The sequence below is a fragment of the Aestuariibius sp. HNIBRBA575 genome (assembly GCF_040932005.1).
GTDB lineage: Bacteria > Pseudomonadota > Alphaproteobacteria > Rhodobacterales > Rhodobacteraceae > CANLNM01.
This window is the reverse complement of sequence record NZ_CP162414.1, coordinates 163,188-180,002: the sequence shown is the minus strand read 5'-3', so window position 1 is coordinate 180,002 and position 16,815 is coordinate 163,188. Positions and strand designations below refer to the sequence as shown.

Annotated in this window: 16 protein-coding genes and 1 tRNA gene; 11 read left to right on the top strand and 6 right to left on the bottom strand. The window is 55.0% G+C overall.

Translation table 11 applies throughout. From position 1 onward, the window contains the following. Positions 1-204 precede the first annotated feature (204 nt). Positions 205-753 (top strand): HNH endonuclease, encoded by a 549-nt coding sequence (locus AB1F12_RS00920; protein ID WP_368185882.1) that lies wholly within the window; start codon positions 205-207, stop codon positions 751-753. On the opposite strand, the gene AB1F12_RS00915 is transcribed toward AB1F12_RS00920, so the two are convergent. Continuing rightward, positions 725-2,278 (bottom strand): DNA cytosine methyltransferase, encoded by a 1,554-nt coding sequence (locus tag AB1F12_RS00915; protein ID WP_368185881.1) that lies wholly within the window; start codon positions 2,276-2,278, stop codon positions 725-727. The genes AB1F12_RS00920 and AB1F12_RS00915 overlap by 29 nt on opposite strands. Positions 2,279-2,569: 291 nt before the next feature. Between AB1F12_RS00915 and AB1F12_RS00910 the strand changes: the two genes are divergently transcribed. From AB1F12_RS00910 to AB1F12_RS00895, 4 genes are all read left to right on the top strand, one after another. Continuing rightward, complete coding sequence (locus tag AB1F12_RS00910) at positions 2,570-2,851, top strand: type II toxin-antitoxin system RelE/ParE family toxin (RefSeq protein WP_368185880.1); 282 nt, start codon at positions 2,570-2,572, stop codon at positions 2,849-2,851. A gap of 12 nt (positions 2,852-2,863) precedes the next feature. Continuing rightward, a complete protein-coding gene (locus AB1F12_RS00905) occupies positions 2,864-3,154 on the top strand; it encodes a HigA family addiction module antitoxin (protein WP_368185878.1) in 291 nt (96 codons plus the stop codon). Positions 3,155-3,274: 120 nt separating this feature from the next. Next, on the top strand, positions 3,275-4,279 hold the full coding sequence (locus AB1F12_RS00900) for a hypothetical protein (RefSeq protein ID WP_368185875.1): 1,005 nt from the start codon (positions 3,275-3,277) through the stop codon (positions 4,277-4,279). After that, positions 4,276-4,587 carry a hypothetical protein gene (locus tag AB1F12_RS00895; RefSeq protein ID WP_368185873.1) on the top strand — a complete coding sequence of 104 codons (312 nt, stop codon included), beginning with the start codon at positions 4,276-4,278 and terminating at the stop codon, positions 4,585-4,587. The genes AB1F12_RS00900 and AB1F12_RS00895 overlap by 4 nt, the downstream gene beginning before the upstream one ends. Before the next feature lie 31 nt (positions 4,588-4,618). On the opposite strand, the gene AB1F12_RS00890 is transcribed toward AB1F12_RS00895, so the two are convergent. The 5 genes from AB1F12_RS00890 to AB1F12_RS00870 form a co-directional block, all read right to left on the bottom strand. Beyond that, on the bottom strand, positions 4,619-6,142 hold the full coding sequence (locus tag AB1F12_RS00890) for a relaxase/mobilization nuclease domain-containing protein (RefSeq protein WP_368185872.1): 1,524 nt from the start codon (positions 6,140-6,142) through the stop codon (positions 4,619-4,621). Then, positions 6,136-6,609, bottom strand: a complete 474-nt coding sequence (mobC, locus tag AB1F12_RS00885; RefSeq protein WP_368185870.1) for a plasmid mobilization relaxosome protein MobC — start codon at positions 6,607-6,609, stop codon at positions 6,136-6,138. The genes AB1F12_RS00890 and mobC overlap by 7 nt, the downstream gene beginning before the upstream one ends. Further along, on the bottom strand, positions 6,606-7,460 hold the full coding sequence (locus tag AB1F12_RS00880) for a hypothetical protein (RefSeq protein ID WP_368185868.1): 855 nt from the start codon (positions 7,458-7,460) through the stop codon (positions 6,606-6,608). The genes mobC and AB1F12_RS00880 overlap by 4 nt, the downstream gene beginning before the upstream one ends. Positions 7,461-7,615: 155 nt before the next feature. Then, positions 7,616-7,692 (bottom strand) — tRNA-Arg (locus AB1F12_RS00875). Between the two features lie 127 nt (positions 7,693-7,819). Further along, positions 7,820-8,761 carry a hypothetical protein gene (locus AB1F12_RS00870; protein WP_368185866.1) on the bottom strand — a complete coding sequence of 314 codons (942 nt, stop codon included), beginning with the start codon at positions 8,759-8,761 and terminating at the stop codon, positions 7,820-7,822. A gap of 254 nt (positions 8,762-9,015) precedes the next feature. Between AB1F12_RS00870 and AB1F12_RS00865 the strand changes: the two genes are divergently transcribed. From AB1F12_RS00865 to selD, 6 genes are all read left to right on the top strand, one after another. Next, positions 9,016-10,041, top strand: a complete 1,026-nt coding sequence (locus tag AB1F12_RS00865) for a LacI family DNA-binding transcriptional regulator (RefSeq protein WP_368185864.1) — start codon at positions 9,016-9,018, stop codon at positions 10,039-10,041. Between the two features lie 4 nt (positions 10,042-10,045). Next, positions 10,046-10,468 (top strand): hypothetical protein, encoded by a 423-nt coding sequence (locus AB1F12_RS00860; protein ID WP_368185862.1) that lies wholly within the window; start codon positions 10,046-10,048, stop codon positions 10,466-10,468. Between the two features lie 33 nt (positions 10,469-10,501). Then, positions 10,502-11,158 carry an ABC transporter ATP-binding protein gene (locus tag AB1F12_RS00855; protein ID WP_368185861.1) on the top strand — a complete coding sequence of 219 codons (657 nt, stop codon included), beginning with the start codon at positions 10,502-10,504 and terminating at the stop codon, positions 11,156-11,158. Next, positions 11,155-13,545: an ABC transporter permease gene (locus AB1F12_RS00850; protein WP_368185859.1), complete on the top strand. Its 2,391-nt coding sequence runs from the start codon at positions 11,155-11,157 to the stop codon at positions 13,543-13,545. Before AB1F12_RS00855 ends, AB1F12_RS00850 begins: the two co-directional genes overlap by 4 nt. Next, complete coding sequence (locus AB1F12_RS00845; protein ID WP_368185857.1) at positions 13,535-14,575, top strand: lipocalin-like domain-containing protein; 1,041 nt, start codon at positions 13,535-13,537, stop codon at positions 14,573-14,575. The genes AB1F12_RS00850 and AB1F12_RS00845 overlap by 11 nt, the downstream gene beginning before the upstream one ends. 82 nt (positions 14,576-14,657) lie before the next feature. Then, complete coding sequence (gene selD / locus AB1F12_RS00840; protein WP_368185854.1) at positions 14,658-16,811, top strand: selenide, water dikinase SelD; 2,154 nt, start codon at positions 14,658-14,660, stop codon at positions 16,809-16,811. Positions 16,812-16,815: the final 4 nt, after the last annotated feature.

Sequence of the window (16,815 nt, the reverse complement as noted above, 5' to 3'; positions counted from 1 at the left end):
AAACTGCAGAGTAGCCCGCGAAATCCGAGTTGGAGACGAGACGAGCTGATCCTTGCACTCGATCACTACCTTCATCATCGAGGCCAAGATCCACGGCCCGGTACAGATGAGATTATACTCCTTACTGGCCAGATCGCAAAAGTTAGCCAAGCTCTCGGCTTGGTCGCGTCTGGGGCCACATTGCGAAACCCAGATGCTGTGGCCATGAAGCTTCGTAACTTCAGTTCTCATGACCCCAATTATACCGAAAATGGCCGAACAAGCCTTACCCGCGGCAACAAGCTTGAAGCTATCCTATGGGAAGAGTTCGCTGGGAACCCGCTTGAACTGAGGCGTGTAGCATCTGGCATTGTGGCGTTTGTTGATCTGCCCGATGCAAATTCAGCCATTGGCGAAGAAGAGGAATTCGAAGCACCAGAGGGTCGTCTCCTCACACGGGTTCACCTGTATCGCGAGCGGAATCCGGCGTTAGTAAAACGTAAGAAAACGTCAATCTTTCAGAAATTTGGCTGTCTCAGCTGTGAAGTCTGCGGATTCGATTTTCTTAATGCTTACGGGGAGCGTGGTCGAAATTTCATCGAGTGCCATCACACCGTACCGGTGTCTACTCTTGGGGAGAACGGGCAAACCAGTTTGAACGATCTGGCCTTGGTCTGCGCCAACTGCCACAGAATGATTCATGCTAGTCGCCCCTGGTGGTCGATCGAAGAGGCGAAAGAAGCACTCAAATGCTCGCAGTCCAAGGGCGACTAATACTTTTGAACACGAGGCTCGCAATCTGTCGTGCAAGAAACGGTGGGACCGCGTTTCCGACTTGGACGTACTGCTGTGTTCGGTTGCCAAGGAACAAGTAATCGTCCGGAAAGGTTTGCAGTCTTGCAGCTTCACGCACAGTAAGGCTCCGGCATTGTCTCGGATCAGGATGGATGAAGTAATGACCATCTTTTGAAATGTGGCTTGTTACAGTCGTCGAAGCACCTTGGGCTAATTGGACGCGGAAGCGGTCGCTGAAAACCCCACTATGCCAGTTTTTGTGATTTGGGCTTAGTTCTAGCGGAAAATCTGCTGCTTTTGGGCTGTAGCCATGTACGTTTCCAAATACTGCAGCAAACATATAGCGCGCAAGATCTGACGCCATGTGCCCACGCGTCTCATGTTGTGAAATAGCAAGAAGCTCCGAACACTCGAGCCAGCTGATTAAATCGTCGTTTGAGCCTCCGTAGCCTTTGGGCAATGCAGTTGCGGACCGAGCAGAAGGTAAGAGTTTTTCTAAAGACTTTGTCAGCGTCGCGCACGCACGTTTGAATTCTTTATCAGTATCCGAAGTATGGATGTCGTTTAAGAGACTTGCCGCATCCAAAACCACTTCGCGCCAAGCTTCCGAGGTGTCGGTTCCTTTGCTTAGGCCACTGCGAAGTGCCGGAAGACTACCAATGACATCATCGACAGTTCTTCGCGCTTCAGGAACAGAGATTTTCGCTTGTTCTATCCCGGCAACGAGGTCACTTCGGATACCTACGATGATCACCCGATGTCGTCGCTGAGGAACACCAAAGTCCTCCGACCGCACGATAAAGTCCTTTGGCTTTAAGGCTTTTACGAGGGTGGCCTGCCCGTCCTCCACCCGAATTGCCCTCAATTCATAGAGAGTTTTCAGACCCGTCCCCAGGGAGGATAGATCTTCCATCAGCATTTCAAAAACTAGACGACTTTTGACCGTTGACGAAAGCATTCCTTTGACATTTTCCATCACGAAAGCCGCAGGGCGTAGCTTATCAAGAACACGTATGTACTCTCGAAATAGATAGTGTCGTTCATCGTCCTCAGCCACGTATCCCTTTGTCCCCTTTGACCTAGCACGGCCAACCAGAGAGTAGGCTTGGCATGGTGGGCCACCAATCAAGATAGTATCGTCATGATCGCCGCGCAGACGGTCAATGGCGTCATCGATTGCATTGGCGGCAGCGTCAGTGCCCAACTCAAGGCAACGCGCTTCCTCGGTCGCAATTTGCCATGCTACTTCATCTAACGCGGACCAATCCGGTTCAGGTATCAGTCCAGCGTGATAGTCGATGTATTGTTGAGGTAAGAATTCGTGACTTTTGCGGAATTCTCTTAGAAATGCACGGAGAGTTAAGGTTCTGTGAGCGGATACCTCTTTCTCAATTGATATGCCGATTTTGTACGGCGCGTGCCCTTCCTCCAAGAGCGAGGCAAAGCCCTCGCCTAGCCCTCCGGGACCGGCAAATAGATCAACGACGCCAAACGTGCTCGACAACTGAGGTTCCTTAGAATGTTCCTATCGAATTGGTATACGTGGTTTCATGTCGGATACCAGGTCGTACAAGGAAGAATTTCGTGTGCAGAGCTGCTGGCACCAAGCCAAAGAAGAATTTGCCCTAAAATTCCGTTCAAGATTTGCCCAACAGTGGAATGTTAAATCCACACATAGCCATCGAGGGCGCAATGTGTGTCGACTAAACGCTTAAAAGCTAGCAAACGATCTGCTAGCGCGTCCGATGGGTGTATCATAGGTTGACACATGTGTCTTGAGGTGATACATACCCATATGATCCAAAGCACCAAGGGCAAACTCGCTACTAATGCTGTGAAAGGCAAATATGGCAAAGGCTTCCCCGGTGACTTGGTGAAGCGCACGCGGGCGATGCTCTCGGCGCTGGATGCTGCGGTTGTTGTGGAGGATTTGCGGTTTCCACCCGGCAACCACTTGGAAGAACTGAAAGGGGACCGGGCAGGGCAACATTCCGTGCGGATCAACGGGCAATGGCGCGTCTGCTTTGTCTGGACGCCGAACGGCCCCGCCGATGTCGAGATTGTCGATTACCATTGAAAGGATACGCTGATGAGCCTGCTTGAAGAACCAATGCACCCCGGTGAAGTCCTGAAGGAACTTTACCTAGATCCCCTAGACATGGGGGCAATCGCGTTTGCGCGGCGGCTCGGTGTGCCCCGGACGCGGATCGAGCGGTTGATCAAGGGCACGACTGGGATCACGCCAGATACGGCTCTGCGCCTCGCCCGCGTGTTCAATACGACCCCGGCCTACTGGGTGAACTTGCAGACGAATTTCGACATGACAGTCGCGATTAAAGAAATCGACGTATCTAGTATTGAGCCGCTCATCGCGGCCTAATACGTCAGCGCTCAGTAAATTCGGGCCTCCGACCTCCAACTCTGCGGCATTCTGCCAGATCTTGCGGCGACAACATCCATCTGCTAGATCTAAAAATATTTATTTATCAAGAGCTTAACAATGATACCACAGAGCGTTTTAAATGAACTCGTCCCTTATGAGTTTCCAGATTCTGATATTTCAAAGGAATTACTTGCCAGCTTTGATGGGGCACCAGAGCTGCAGCAAAGGTTAACACTTTGGGCAGAAGCAACGAAGAACGAACTTAGACTGGCTCTTCGAGACGACCCAAAGCTAGATCAACGGCTTAGCAGCTGTTCCGGAGTAGCCGTAGGAATATTCGAATTAGACGGTCCACCACGTGGAGATTTCAATGGATTTCCATTTGTTGGAGGCTACCAATTTGGAATAGGCATTTTGCAAGGCAAGTCAGAGGACGAAATGGACATTGAGGGCCGCAACGAATTGAGTTTCGGCAGTACACGTTACTCACTACCAATTTTCGATCTTCAAGTTGAGTATCAACCACATAAAAACGGCCTACAAGGGTTTCCAGCGGTTCACTACCAAGAGGCAGGAAACGCATGCGCTTTGACGGCGGGCCACGTAGTTGGGAATACACGAAAAGGAAAAACTGTTCCACTCATTTGCTCCGATTGCGGAGCCAGCGCATTATTGCAAAGGCGAACTTTTCCTGCGTTAGACGCTGTGGAAATTACGTTTCCCTGTGGTGGACCTTACTATTTTCACGGGGGAGGGGCCCATCAAGACGCGCTGTCTTTGCGACGAGCGCGAAAAGGTGAAACTGTCGAGTTGCATTTTGGTGATACTGGGCTTCGTAGGGGGACGGTTATGAATGATGTATCGTCGTATTCTGAGATTATTTCAGGAGCAGCAGCTGTCCTCTTGTACATTGACAGCCATGGGGCGAGAGGCGACAGTGGCTCTCTGGTTTCAAGCATTTTCAAAGATTCCGAGAATAGGGACGCCTTGTCCATGTACCTAGGAGAAGTCGGCGTGAAGACCGCTGATGGGTTTTTTAAGCAGTGTGGATATGCCATTGACCTGCGACAAGTAACTGACGTTATGGGTCTTAGCGGGCCCTTTTATGGGGAGTTCCAATGACTGAATTTCAAGTGCTGATCGTAAACGGCTCTACTGATCAAGAAGTTGACGGAGAAACCGGGTTTTACGTTGATCCCCACTCAAAATCGTCAGAGCGCGTAATTGCAGGAATAGAAGCTCTGAGCGGGGTTTGGGATGAAGTCGTAGAAAAATTGACACACATTGCAGATCGAACGAAAAGTGCTTCTGAAAATTCTGATTTCGAAATGAAGTCGGTTGAATTCAATATTGGTATTGAGGCCGGTCTGTCGATTGGACTGGTCACCAAAGGTGAGGCGTCAGTCTCTGTTGTGTTCGAAAAGAAATAGTTTGAAAGCAAGGCACTACTAGCTTTTAGAATCAATGCGTCATCCCTCGGTCCATCTCGACCTCCCGTTCTTCTAGCTCTGTCTCAACCTCTCTTCGGCGGCTTTCACTAATTTCAAGCTGGTCTCGAGTTGCGTGCGCAGCCTCCCGTAGTTCGATCCCTCGTTCAGCAAGCCGTGCAACGCAGCCACGGACGCCACTTGCGATTGAATGAGCACCGACACGCAGGCGGCCAATCCATCCATCTGGTTCTGCATCCTCGTCGTCGAGCGCTCGTCTAACCCGCTCAATTCCTTTGCTGAGACCTCGCAGGCCGTCACCAACCGTTCGACGCAGGCGAGCAAGTCGCGTTCCAAGGCTGTCAGGGGTGTCATCATCTAATCCTCCTCGATCTTGATGCAGGTCACTGATCTGCCGCCCAGCGTGCAGGTCCTCAGGCGCGTCTTGGTCGGGTCCAGCACCAGCCAGGTCCCGTCCTCCCTGTCGATCCGCGTCAGGCCCAAGTCCGTCATCTCCGAGCTGGCCAGCATCAGCGTCCAGAGCAAGCTCGCGGCCATCATCGAGACGATCCCCGCCAAGAATGTCCCCGTGATCAGCCAGGGCGAGATCGTCAGCCAGCTCTTGTACTGTCGCAGAAAGGTGCGGGTATTGCTCTCGATTGTACGATGCGCGATGGTCGCAATGCTGTTCAAATCGGTCCTGAAGCTCTCCAGCTGGGATGCCATCGAGGCGGCGTAGCCCTGCCGGATCGTGTCCAATTCCGCGTTCAACTTCTCGCTCAGCCGTGTCGGCTTGCCAGTCTTCATGGAAAATCTCTCCTTTCAAACGCCAGCGCTCGCCAGTGTCGGGGTCTTGGGCGGTCAGGTAGGCTTTGCCCGCACGGGGAATGTCGAAGCCAGCATCGACGAGGGCGTCGAGCATGCTGCCGCGGTCAGTAATCAGGCCGACGCTGATCTGGTCTTGTAGCCATGCATGCAGCTCATCGCGGCCTTGGGCGCGGGTCGGGGTCTCGATGGTGTCGCGGACCTCTTGGCCCCGTTCCAGCTCCATCGGATCAGCCCAACCGTGGCGCTGGTTCATTACGTCGCGCAAGGAATCGAACGCGTTCTGATAGCCGGGCGGCGCGATGTTCAGGCTTCTCCCCGAGGTCAGCTCCAAGCGCGGTGTACAGAAGTGAAGCTCGACACGGTCTTCGTGGGTATGTCGGACCCAAAGCATGTCATATTGCGTCGGGTCCAGCCCCGCAAAGGCCAGCTGCTCGAAACCGTCCATGACCTCGGCCTGCTGTTCCTCGGTCGGGGCGTCGGTGGCGGCAAAGCTGATCACGCCAGCGCGGTAAGTCCATTGGTGGCGGCTGGCGTCGATCAGCGCTTCGGTGCGGTCGGGATTGCCGCGCAGGACCTCGGGCAAGGGCTCCCGCGTCACGGTCATCGGCTGGCCGTCAGCATCGCGGATCAGGTCGCGGTTGACGTCGTATGCGAGCACCTTGTCCGCGACGAGGTAGCCGACCGGACCAGCCCCCGCGCCTTTGCCGTTGCGGAAGAACTTGATCAGCATCGGCGGGCGGCCTCGACGATCTGGGCAAGCTGGCGCTCGATGGTCAGCAAGCGGCGGGCGACAGTGAGCGCGTCGAGGTCGACGCGGCCCGCCAGCATCGCGCGGTTCAGCCAGCGGGCGATCTGGTTGAGATTGCCGCCGATGCGCCCAACGGCCAACACGAGCGCCGGATCGACGCGGGGGATGGGCTTGCGACGGCGGGCCTCGGTCAGACCTAGTGCCTCGCGCAGCAGGGTCGCGGCAGGCAGGCCAGCGGCCTCGGCCTTGGCACGCAACTGGGCCTTCTCTGCGGCGCTGCACCGAAAGACGAAAGTCTCGGTCAGCGGCTCTTTGGTGCGGGCTTTTCCCGCGCCGGTGGGGTTCGAAGGGGAGGCGTGCCGCCCCTCGCAAGGTCCCGTGTCAGCAGCGCCAGCGTATGACATGGGTCGCCTTGCTGTTTGCGCTTCGGTGGGATCGGTGGCAGTCATGATCTGAGGCCTGCGGCTTGGATTTGGGCCTCTGTCACCAGATTTGAGGCGAGCAATCCGTCGATCTGTTTGGCCGTGATGTGTTTGCACATCGGGCTGCGATCACTGATCCAGCAGGCCAGCCGCTGATGATGGTTGGCTTCGAGCGCCGCCGCCCTCTCCCGATCTTCAGCCTGCTTCTCGACATAGGCCTGCCAGCGCCGCGACTGAAACCAGTTGTCGGAAAAACAGACCTTGGAGCGGGTGAAGCCTGCGCTGTCGGTGCCGTAGGCTTGGACGGCTTGCAGCAATTCCTCCGGTGCGATCCCTTCCTTCATGGCCTCTTCGATCTGGGCAAGGCATGCCGCTTTGCCCCGCAATCGGTCGGGCGGATATGCTGCCAGAATCTTCTCAGCTTCTTCATCCGCCGCCGCCTCACGCCTGCGCGTAGGTGGTTTTTGGATGGTTTTAGGATGGTTTGGGGGCCGTGGTGGCCCCGGTACCCCGGCCACAGTGGCCCCCGTACCGGGTCCTGTCTGGACGGGGGCCACTGTGGACCCCGTCTCAATCTCGGGTTCAAGCGTGGGTTCCAGCGCCTCGACTTTGGTCAGATCGATCCGGTAAACGACCGTGAATCCGTTCTTGCAGGTTCGCGCGCCGGTCTCGACCAGTATGCCTTCTTTCAGGAACGCGCGCACGGTTCGCTTGACGGTGGTCTCCCCAAGTTCGGTGTGCCGCTGAATCGTTCCCTTGGAACACCAGATGCCTGAGCCATCATCACTCGCCTTATCCGCCAAGAACATGATGATCTGCTTGCGCGTTGCGCTACCAAACTTCCGTTCCGCGCATGTGTTCGCAACCCGCCAGCTCATCGGAAGGCCCCAAAGTGCGCAAGTACGTGCGAATTTTGTACAGGTTTTGTACGAGATTTCTGCCGTTTCAGCAGAATTCGGCACGAAAGCTCACGGGACTTTCTGCACGCTCTTGCACAACGCCCTGTAAATAAGCCATATTTTTCAAGTGTTTTTGGTGACCCCGGCAGGATTCGAACCTGCAACCTGCCCCTTAGGAGGGGGCTGCTCTATCCAGTTGAGCCACGGGGCCATCGGTTTGATTTATGTGGGATCGTGCCGCTATTGCAAAGGGCTGAATTTAGGGGGCAAAACCATTTTGCTGCGAAACGGTCGGCCTCACAGACCGATCGCGTTCAATTTCGATGTTTTGAATTTCGTCAGATGTCACCCAACATGCCTTGGGATCTTAGAAAACCTGTCGTATCTCGGCGCATGTCACAATATCGATCACGCGGGAAACAACCCAAGTCCTGGCCAAGCACCCCAAGGCTGAGCGCAACATTTTCCGCCATGTCGGTCGGTGTCATTTCCAAGGTCGCGCGATATTGACCCAATATTTGCCCCACCCATTTGGACCTGAGCCGCCCCGGTCGCCCACAAAGCGACCTGACAAACCGGACGATATCCGCGCCGGGGTAACCCTGAACATTGGCACCGCGCCAGTCGATCACTCTGATGTTGAAATCAGAAGGTGCAAAAGGGTTAGGAAATTTCCGAGTGAGCAAAACATTTCCGAGCCATAAATCGCCATGCTCTATGCAGGTCCATTGATCCGTACGCGTATTTGCAAGACGGTTTTCGGCAAAACGCCTGAGGGCGCTGGGGCAATCGTGATCTTGTACCAAATGGCGTAATGGGGCCCGAAACCTACGATCATAGGCGTCATCGTCGGCCCAATGCTGTTTGGTTTGCAAGGCGAGCTGAGCACACCAATCGCGCAAAACCGGAGCGATCATCACCTTTTGAAACGTCGCCAGCGCCCTATTTTGTGAAAATGCATGATGCCGCTCAAATACGGCATATGATTGCGTTCCCCACTTACCGCTCAGTTTGGGGCGAACGATTTGCGCGCCTGTTTCCCCGTCCACAATGTCGCGCACCGATTGGGCCATGGCGATGTCATCCTCAACCACCCCATCAAAGTCTGAATTTGACACAAGCAGCACAACGTCGTCTTTTGCGTGTTTGCCTTTGATCTGAAATGGCATCGTTGCGTCCGCCACCACCGTTTTAAAGGCGCCAACGGGGATCGCACTGAGGCTGGACAGGTCCAGAACATCGCCCAGTTTCTGGGACACATGTCGCGCTAAGTCATTCATGTCATGGTCATTTTCAGGGAACACATCGCTCGCTTTGTTTTAAGGTCGCGTTAAGGCGCGATGGACAATACTAGCGCAGCACTGATCCGATGCAAATCCCGCAAAAGGCGTGTGCCTGTCGTGAAACCCACCAAGACCACGTCTTTCTACGTCAAATTAAGCCCCCAGAGCGGCACATGGTAGCATTCAGCTTGGACACGGGTCACTGATAGAGGTAACATTTTTACAAAGGACCAAATCAGGATGCTTCTATCGTGACAAAACCACCGAAACGGCCGCTGACATTGCGTGATGTATCCGAAGCCTCTGGCGTTAGTGAAATGACGGTCAGCCGCGTGTTGCGCAACAAAGGCGACGTAAGCGAAGCCACCCGCAAACGGGTCCAAACCGCTGCAAAAACGCTTGGATATGTGCCCAACAAAATCGCGGGCGCATTGGCGTCGCAGCGGGTCAATCTGGTAGCGGTGATCATCCCCTCATTGGGCAATATGGTTTTCCCCGAAGTACTGGCTGGGATTTCCGAAACGTTGGATGACACCGAATTGCAGCCCGTTGTCGGGGTGACCGATTATAGCCCCGAAAAAGAAGAGAAAGTCCTGTTTGAAATGCTGTCATGGCGTCCATCCGGGGTGATCATTGCGGGGCTTGAACATTCGGATGCATCACGTGCGATGCTGTCACAGGCGGGCATTCCTGTGGTTGAAATCATGGATGTCGATGGTGATCCGATCGACACATGTGTTGGGATTTCTCACCGACGCGCGGGCCGCAAAATGGCCGAAGAGATCCTGGCAGCAGGGTTTCGGCGGATCGGGTTTTTGGGAACCAAAATGCCGCTTGATCACCGGGCCCGCAAACGGTTCGAAGGTTTCACCCGCACGCTGGGCAAAGAGGGCGTCGAAATCGCGGATCAAGAATTTTATTCCGGCGGGTCGGCATTGGCCAAAGGGCGCGAGATGACCGAAGCCATGCTTAACCGCACGCCAGATATCGATTTTCTGTATTTTTCCAATGACATGATCGGCGCTGGCGGCCTGCTGTATCTGCTGGAAAAAGGCATCGATATTCCGGGGCAAATCGGGCTTGCTGGGTTTAACGGTGTCGAATTGCTGCAAGGGCTGCCGCGCAAATTGGCAACAATGGATGCCTGTCGACGCGAAATTGGCCAAAAAGCCGCCGAAATCATTGCCGCCCGCCAAGAAGACAATGCAAGCGACGAACCGGTCTTGATTGAGCTCAGTCCAAAAATTGAATTTGGCGACACCCTAAGACGAGGCTGACCCCGTGGATCGCCAATACACCAGCCTAACAGGGCGTTGGTCCGGCTATTTCGGCTACACAAATGCCGCCGCCCCGCGCGTTGTATTTGAGGCCGTATTGCAGGAAACGGCTGGTTTGGTTACGGGCGAAATCATGGAACCCAACACGTTTCGATCCGACATTAACGGGGATCTTTTGTCTGCCATTTCCGGCAGCCGCGATGGGTTAGAGGTCAGTTTTCTAAAGACATATACCGACTTTGATGAAGATGATTCACCGTTTTATGATGGGATGGTCAACCGTGCCCTAAGTCGGATCGAAGGGCGATGGCATTTTCGCCGGATCAGAGGCTGGTATGGGCCATTTATGATGGTGCGACGGCCAGAACGCAGTGCACAAAAATCCGCTGTTGTTGAAACCGAAATGGAACATCAAGACAAGGAATGAGCCCGCCAAAACGGCGGCGCTTTGGGTGAACATATGCTTTTGGTTGTGCGTGATCTCTTTAAATCGTTTGACGGCCCCACAGGTCCCATCAAAGTTCTGGATGGGATTTCCCTGCAAATGACCGCTGGTGAAACGCTGGCATTGACCGGTGAATCCGGCAGCGGGAAAAGCACGCTTTTGCATTTGGTGGGCGGGTTAGATCAACCTGATCAGGGGTCGATCACCCTAAAAGGCCAAGAGTTGACCCAGATGAGTGACGCTGAACGGTCTGAAATGCGACGCATGCATGTTGGCGTTATATTTCAACAGTTTAACCTAATCCCGTCGCTAACCGTATCTGCCAATATTGCGTTTCAGGCGCGTCTTGCCAATCGCTATGATCCGCAATTTGTGGCGGCTTTGTCAGCAAAAATGGGTCTGCAGGAACAGATGGATAAATACCCTGAACAATTGTCCGGCGGCCAACAGCAACGTGTTGCCATTGCCCGTACTTTGGCGGCCAAGCCGGGCCTTATTCTGGCCGATGAACCAACCGGCAATCTGGATGAAACCACTACGGATGATGTGTTGGGATTGATGCTTGAACTTCTGAAAGAAAGCGGCGCGTCCCTGTTGATGGTCACCCATTCCGAACGGGTCGCTGCGCAAATGGAACGTCGCCTGCATCTGCGACGGGGTCAAATCGCATGACACGTTATGGATTGCTTGCGCTGATGTCCCATTGGCAACGTAACCGATTGCAATTGTTCACACTTCTTGCCGGATTAACATTGGCCACGGCTTTGTGGTCGGGTGTGCAGGCCGTCAATTCCGAAGCCAGAGCCAGCTATGATTCCGCCGCAGCCACATTGGGAGAAGCTGAGTTTAGACAGATATTGCCGCGCGATGGTGATGTGATCCGCCAGTCAGATTACATCGCGCTGCGTCGATCAGGGTGGCTGGTCAGCCCGGTATTGGACGGTCGGCTCAATAATGTGCGATTGGTGGGGCTGGACCCGGTGACGTCGCCCGGCGGTCTGGGCCCCGTTGATATGGACCAAGGCCCGGATTTGCAGGGGTTTATCACCGGACAGGGGATTTTGTTTGGCACCATGGCGGCGCTGGAACAAATCGATCTGCCGCAATTTCACATGATCATAGATGAAAACATGGCCCCCGGAACGGTGATCACCGATATTGGCACCGCCCAAATTCTGCTAAACCAACCGAACGCAGTTAGCCGCCTTTTGCTGCATCCAGATCAGCCAATGAAGCAGCCGGATTTACAGACCATCACCCCAGATCTTTCGATCCAAGAGGTCCAGACAGGGTCCGATATCGCGCGGCTGACGGAATCGTTTCATCTGAACCTGACGGCCTTTGGGCTGCTGGCATTTGCAGTGGGCATTTTCATCGTTCATGGCGCGATTGGGTTGGCCTTTGAACAACGGCGCAGCTTGATCCGAACGTTGCGCGCGCTTGGCATTCCGCTGCGCAGGCTCATCGGGCTGTTGATGTTTGAAATCACTTGTTTTGCGCTGATCGGCGGGGTGTTTGGGGTGGCGTTGGGATACGCAATCGCCGCGGCATTATTGCCGGATGTAGCGGCCACATTGCAGGGTCTATATGGGGCGACGGTGTCAGGCACATTGGCCCTGCGTCCCAGCTGGTGGCTGTCAGGGATGGGGATTGCCTTGGGGGGTGCCGGGCTGGCTTCGGCCAAGGCATTATGGCAAATCGCCCAAATGCCATTGCTGGCCTCAGCCCGGCCCCGCGCCTGGAGCATGCACCAAAACAGCGCCAAATCGTTCCAAATCGTTGGCGCGTTATCCCTGTTGGCCATCGCTGCGATCCTCAGCCAGCTCAGCATTGGATTGGTCGCTGGATTTGCCATGCTGGGGGCGCTGTTGCTGGGGGCCGCGCTGGCGTTGCCGATTGTTTTATCCTGCGCCTTGTCGCTGGGCGCGCGCCTGTCCAAAAACGTGATTCCGCAATGGTTCTGGGCCGATAGTCGGCAACAATTGCCCGGTTTATCGCTTGCATTGATGGCGTTGTTATTGGCCATGGCGGCAAATGTGGGTGTATCGACGATGGTGTCTTCGTTTCGGCTGACATTTGTTGGGTTTCTGGATCAAAGGCTGACGTCAGAATTATACGTCTATGGGGATGATGCGGATCATGCCGAACAGTTGCTATCGATTGTCGAGCCACATGTGGATGCAATCCTGCCGATCTTGCGCACTGAGGTCGATATCGCCGCATTGCCTAGCCAGCTTTACGGCGCGCGTGCGCATGAATCGTATGCGCAGAATTGGACGTTTTTGCAGGCCAATGCCGATCCCTGGCAACAGGTCTTTTCAGGCCAAGGTGTTGTTGTAAATGAGCAAATGTCGCGTCGCGGTGGACTGAAACTGGGGGATGTCATTGCGCTGGGTGCGGATCTGTCTCTGCCGATTGTTGGAATTTATGGCGATTACGGCAACCCAATCGGCCAAGCCGTGATCGCAGAGCCGCTCTTTGAGGCGCATTACCCGAATGTGCGCGTCACAAGGCTTGGGTTGCGGTTGCCCCCGGAAAATGTGCCGGACCTGATGCAAACCTTACGTGATGCGGGGCTGGCTGACACCAACATGATCGATCAAGCCGGGATCAAGGATTTTTCCCTAAAGGTTTTTGAACGCACATTTACGGTCACCGGGGCGCTCAACGTGCTGACCTTGGCTGTGGCTGCCTTTGCCATTTTGATGAGCCTGCTGACCTTGGCCGGGATGCGTTTGCCCCAATTGGCACCGGTCTGGGCGCTGGGACTAACCCGCGGCCAGCTCGGACGGCTAGAGCTGATCCGCGCGATGTTATTGGCCGTTATGACCGCCCTCTTTGCGCTACCGCTGGGGTTAACACTGGCATGGGCATTGCTGAGCGTCGTGAATGTGGCCGCCTTTGGGTGGAAGTTGCCAATATATTTCTTTCCATGGGATTATGCGCGTTTGGGGCTGTTTTCCTTGGTCGCTGCGGGTTTGGCCGCGCTATGGCCCGCCCGCCGTTTGGCCCGCACCCCTCCCAGCGATTTGCTAAAGGTGTTTTCGAATGAACGCTAAGGTCCTGTTTTTCTTGCTATGGCCCAGCGCCACTTTGGCCCAAGGGTTCGCAGGGCTGGGCACTGATGTTGATGGCTTTGCCAATCCACAGCCAAACCCGGAATTTTCATTCCCTCGCGATCATGGCCCCCACCCGGATTATCGGATCGAATGGTGGTATGTCACTGCCAATATGACCGGGCCGGATGGCACCGATTATGGTCTGCAATGGACATTGTTCAGATCCGCATTAGAACCCACAACGCGACAAGGATGGTCCGATCCGCAGATTTGGCTGGGCCATGCTGCGGTCACGACACCCGACGCACATTTTGTCGCTGAACGATATGGACGTGGGGGTGTGGGACAGGCGGGTGTGACGGCTGCGCCCTTTGCGGCCTGGATCGATGAATGGGCGTTGCAGGGTGACCGTTTTGATCAACTGAGCCTAACCGCAGGCGGCCGCGATTTTCACTATGACGTTGATCTAGCCGCCACGGGCCCGCTGATTTTTCAGGGTCAGGACGGATATTCTGTCAAATCCGCCGAAGGTCAGGCGAGTTACTATTATTCGCAGCCCTTTTATGAATTGTCCGGGGCGATTTCGCTGTTGGATCAGGACATTCCGGTCACTGGGCAGGCTTGGCTTGATCGTGAATGGTCATCACAGCCTTTGGGGCAGGATCAAACCGGATGGGATTGGTTTTCGTTGTCATTTGACGATGGAACCAAATTGATGGCGTTTCAATTGCGCCAAACCGACGGTGCGCCCTTTACGTCTGGGACGTGGATCACTGCGGATGGAAACGCCACGCCATTGCCACATGGCGCCGTTGAGGTGACCCCGCAGCAATCCCACCAAGTCAGCGGCCATACCGTTCCTGTCACTTGGCAGGTTTTGGTGCCGGATCACGGTGTGGACACCACGATTAGTGCGGTTAACCCTGATGCATGGATGGCCACATCCATCCCCTATTGGGAAGGGCCAGTTCGGATTACAGGCACCCATACTGGGGTCGGATATTTGGAAATGACGGGATATGATCACTGATCTGCGGCCACAATCGTCCAACCACGACACCGTGATCATCCCGCACATGGCAAATGCTGCATATGTCGCTTAGGCTGGCAGTATGAACAAATCCAGCATCCCCCTGACCCGTGAACTTGTGTTGATTGGCGGCGGCCATACACATGCATTGATCCTGCGAAAATGGGGAATGCGTCCGCTGCCGGGAACACGTGTCACCGTGATCAACCCTGATCCAACCGCGCCGTATTCCGGCATGTTACCCGGCTTTGTGGCGGGGCATTATGAACGGGATCAGCTGGACATTGACCTGATCAAATTGGCGCGGTTTTCCGGGGCCAGACTCATCATCGGGGCCGTTGATGATATCGACACCAAAGCGCGGCTGATCCACGTAGCGGGGCGTCCACCGATTGCCTATGACATTGCCTCTATCGACATTGGAATAACCTCTGCCATGCCCCGGCTGCCGGGTTTCAGCGACGCTGCGGTGCCCGCCAAGCCTTTGGGGCCATTTGCGGCAAAATGGGATGCCTATCGCACACACGTCAAGGACGCCTCTGTTGCTGTCATTGGGGGTGGGGTTGCGGGCGCAGAGCTGGCAATGGCGATGGCCCATGCTTTGCGTGTTCTCAACAAAGAGGGTCGCGTTCATTTGATCGATCGAGGGGAAATTCTGAAAGAATTTCAAACCGATACACGGCAAATGCTGCTGGACGCCTTAGAAAATGCTGGCGTTAATACACACGCAAATTCTGCCATTTCAGCGATTGACCCACAACACATTCATTTTGACGACGGTACAACGCTGTTCGCTGATTTTATCACCGGTGCGGCGGGGGCGATGCCCCATAAATGGCTCGAAAAAACCGGGCTTGCCCTGCAGGACGGCTTTGTCAACGTGTCGCCGACATTGCAAAGCTCAGACCCAGCCATTTTCGCTGTTGGGGATTGCGCCCATTTGACCATGTCGCCGCGCCCCAAGGCCGGGGTGTTTGCCGTGCGTCAGGCGCCCATTTTGTTTGAAAACCTCCGCGCGGTTTTATCTGGCGGCACGCCAATTCCCTATAAACCCCAAAAGGATTACCTCAAACTTGTGTCCTTGGGGGGCAAAGTCGCCATGGCAGAAAAGCTGGGTCGCGCCCGCAAAGGCAGGCTGTTGTGGAAATGGAAAAACCATATTGATCAAAAGTTTATGGATCAATTTCGCCAACTTCCTTTTCAAAAACCCACCGCTGTTGCGCGCACTGTGACTGATGGGGTTAGGGACCTCGCGATCGACAAACCCCTGTGTGGCGGGTGCGGGGCCAAGGTCGGCCGGGATGCATTGACACACGCCCTGAACACCCTGCCGCGATTTCGAAACGATATCGACCATCGGGCCGGGGATGACAGCGCTGTGTTGCGAATAGGCGGCCAGCAACAGGTGATCACCACCGATCATTTGCGCGCGATCACCGACGACCCGGTCCTGATGGCCCAAATAGCTGCCAATCACGCCTTGGGGGATATCTGGGCGATGGGGGCCGCCCCCCAAGCTGCGTTGGCGCAGATAATCCTACCGCATATGTCCGCGACGCTTCAGGCCCGCATGATGGATGAAATCATGGCGACATCTGGTCAGGTTTTCCAATCCGCCGGGGCGGAAATCATTGGGGGTCATTCCAGTATGGGTGCCGAAATGACCATCGGATTTTCCATCACCGGCCTATGCGAACAGCCCCTCATAACATTGGCCAATGCACGGGTGCGGGACGTTTTGATCCTGACCAAACCCATCGGGTCCGGCACATTGTTGGCCGCAGAAATGGCCGGGTTGGCAAAAGGCGCTGATATCGCGGCTTGTTATGACGTGATGACCCAATCCCAGGCCACAGCGTCACAAATTTTGGCCCATGCCAATGCCATGACGGATGTGACAGGTTTTGGCCTGGCCGGTCATTTGGACAATATCTGCACCGCATCAAATTGCGGCGCGGTGATCAACATGGACGCTGTCCCCGTGATGCAAGGCGCATTAGAGCTGACCAATTCTGGGGTTCGCTCGACGCTGTATCGCGACAACAAACATCTGGTACCAGAGCTGCCTGATGGGGCGATGACGGACCTGCTGTTTGATCCCCAAACGGCGGGCGGATTGCTGGCCGCCATTCCCGAGGAAACCGCAGAGACAACCCTAAAAAACCTGATCGCAGCAGGGTATCCCGCGGTCATAATTGGCCGGATCACAGATGGGTCTGGGATCACAATGATCTAACATC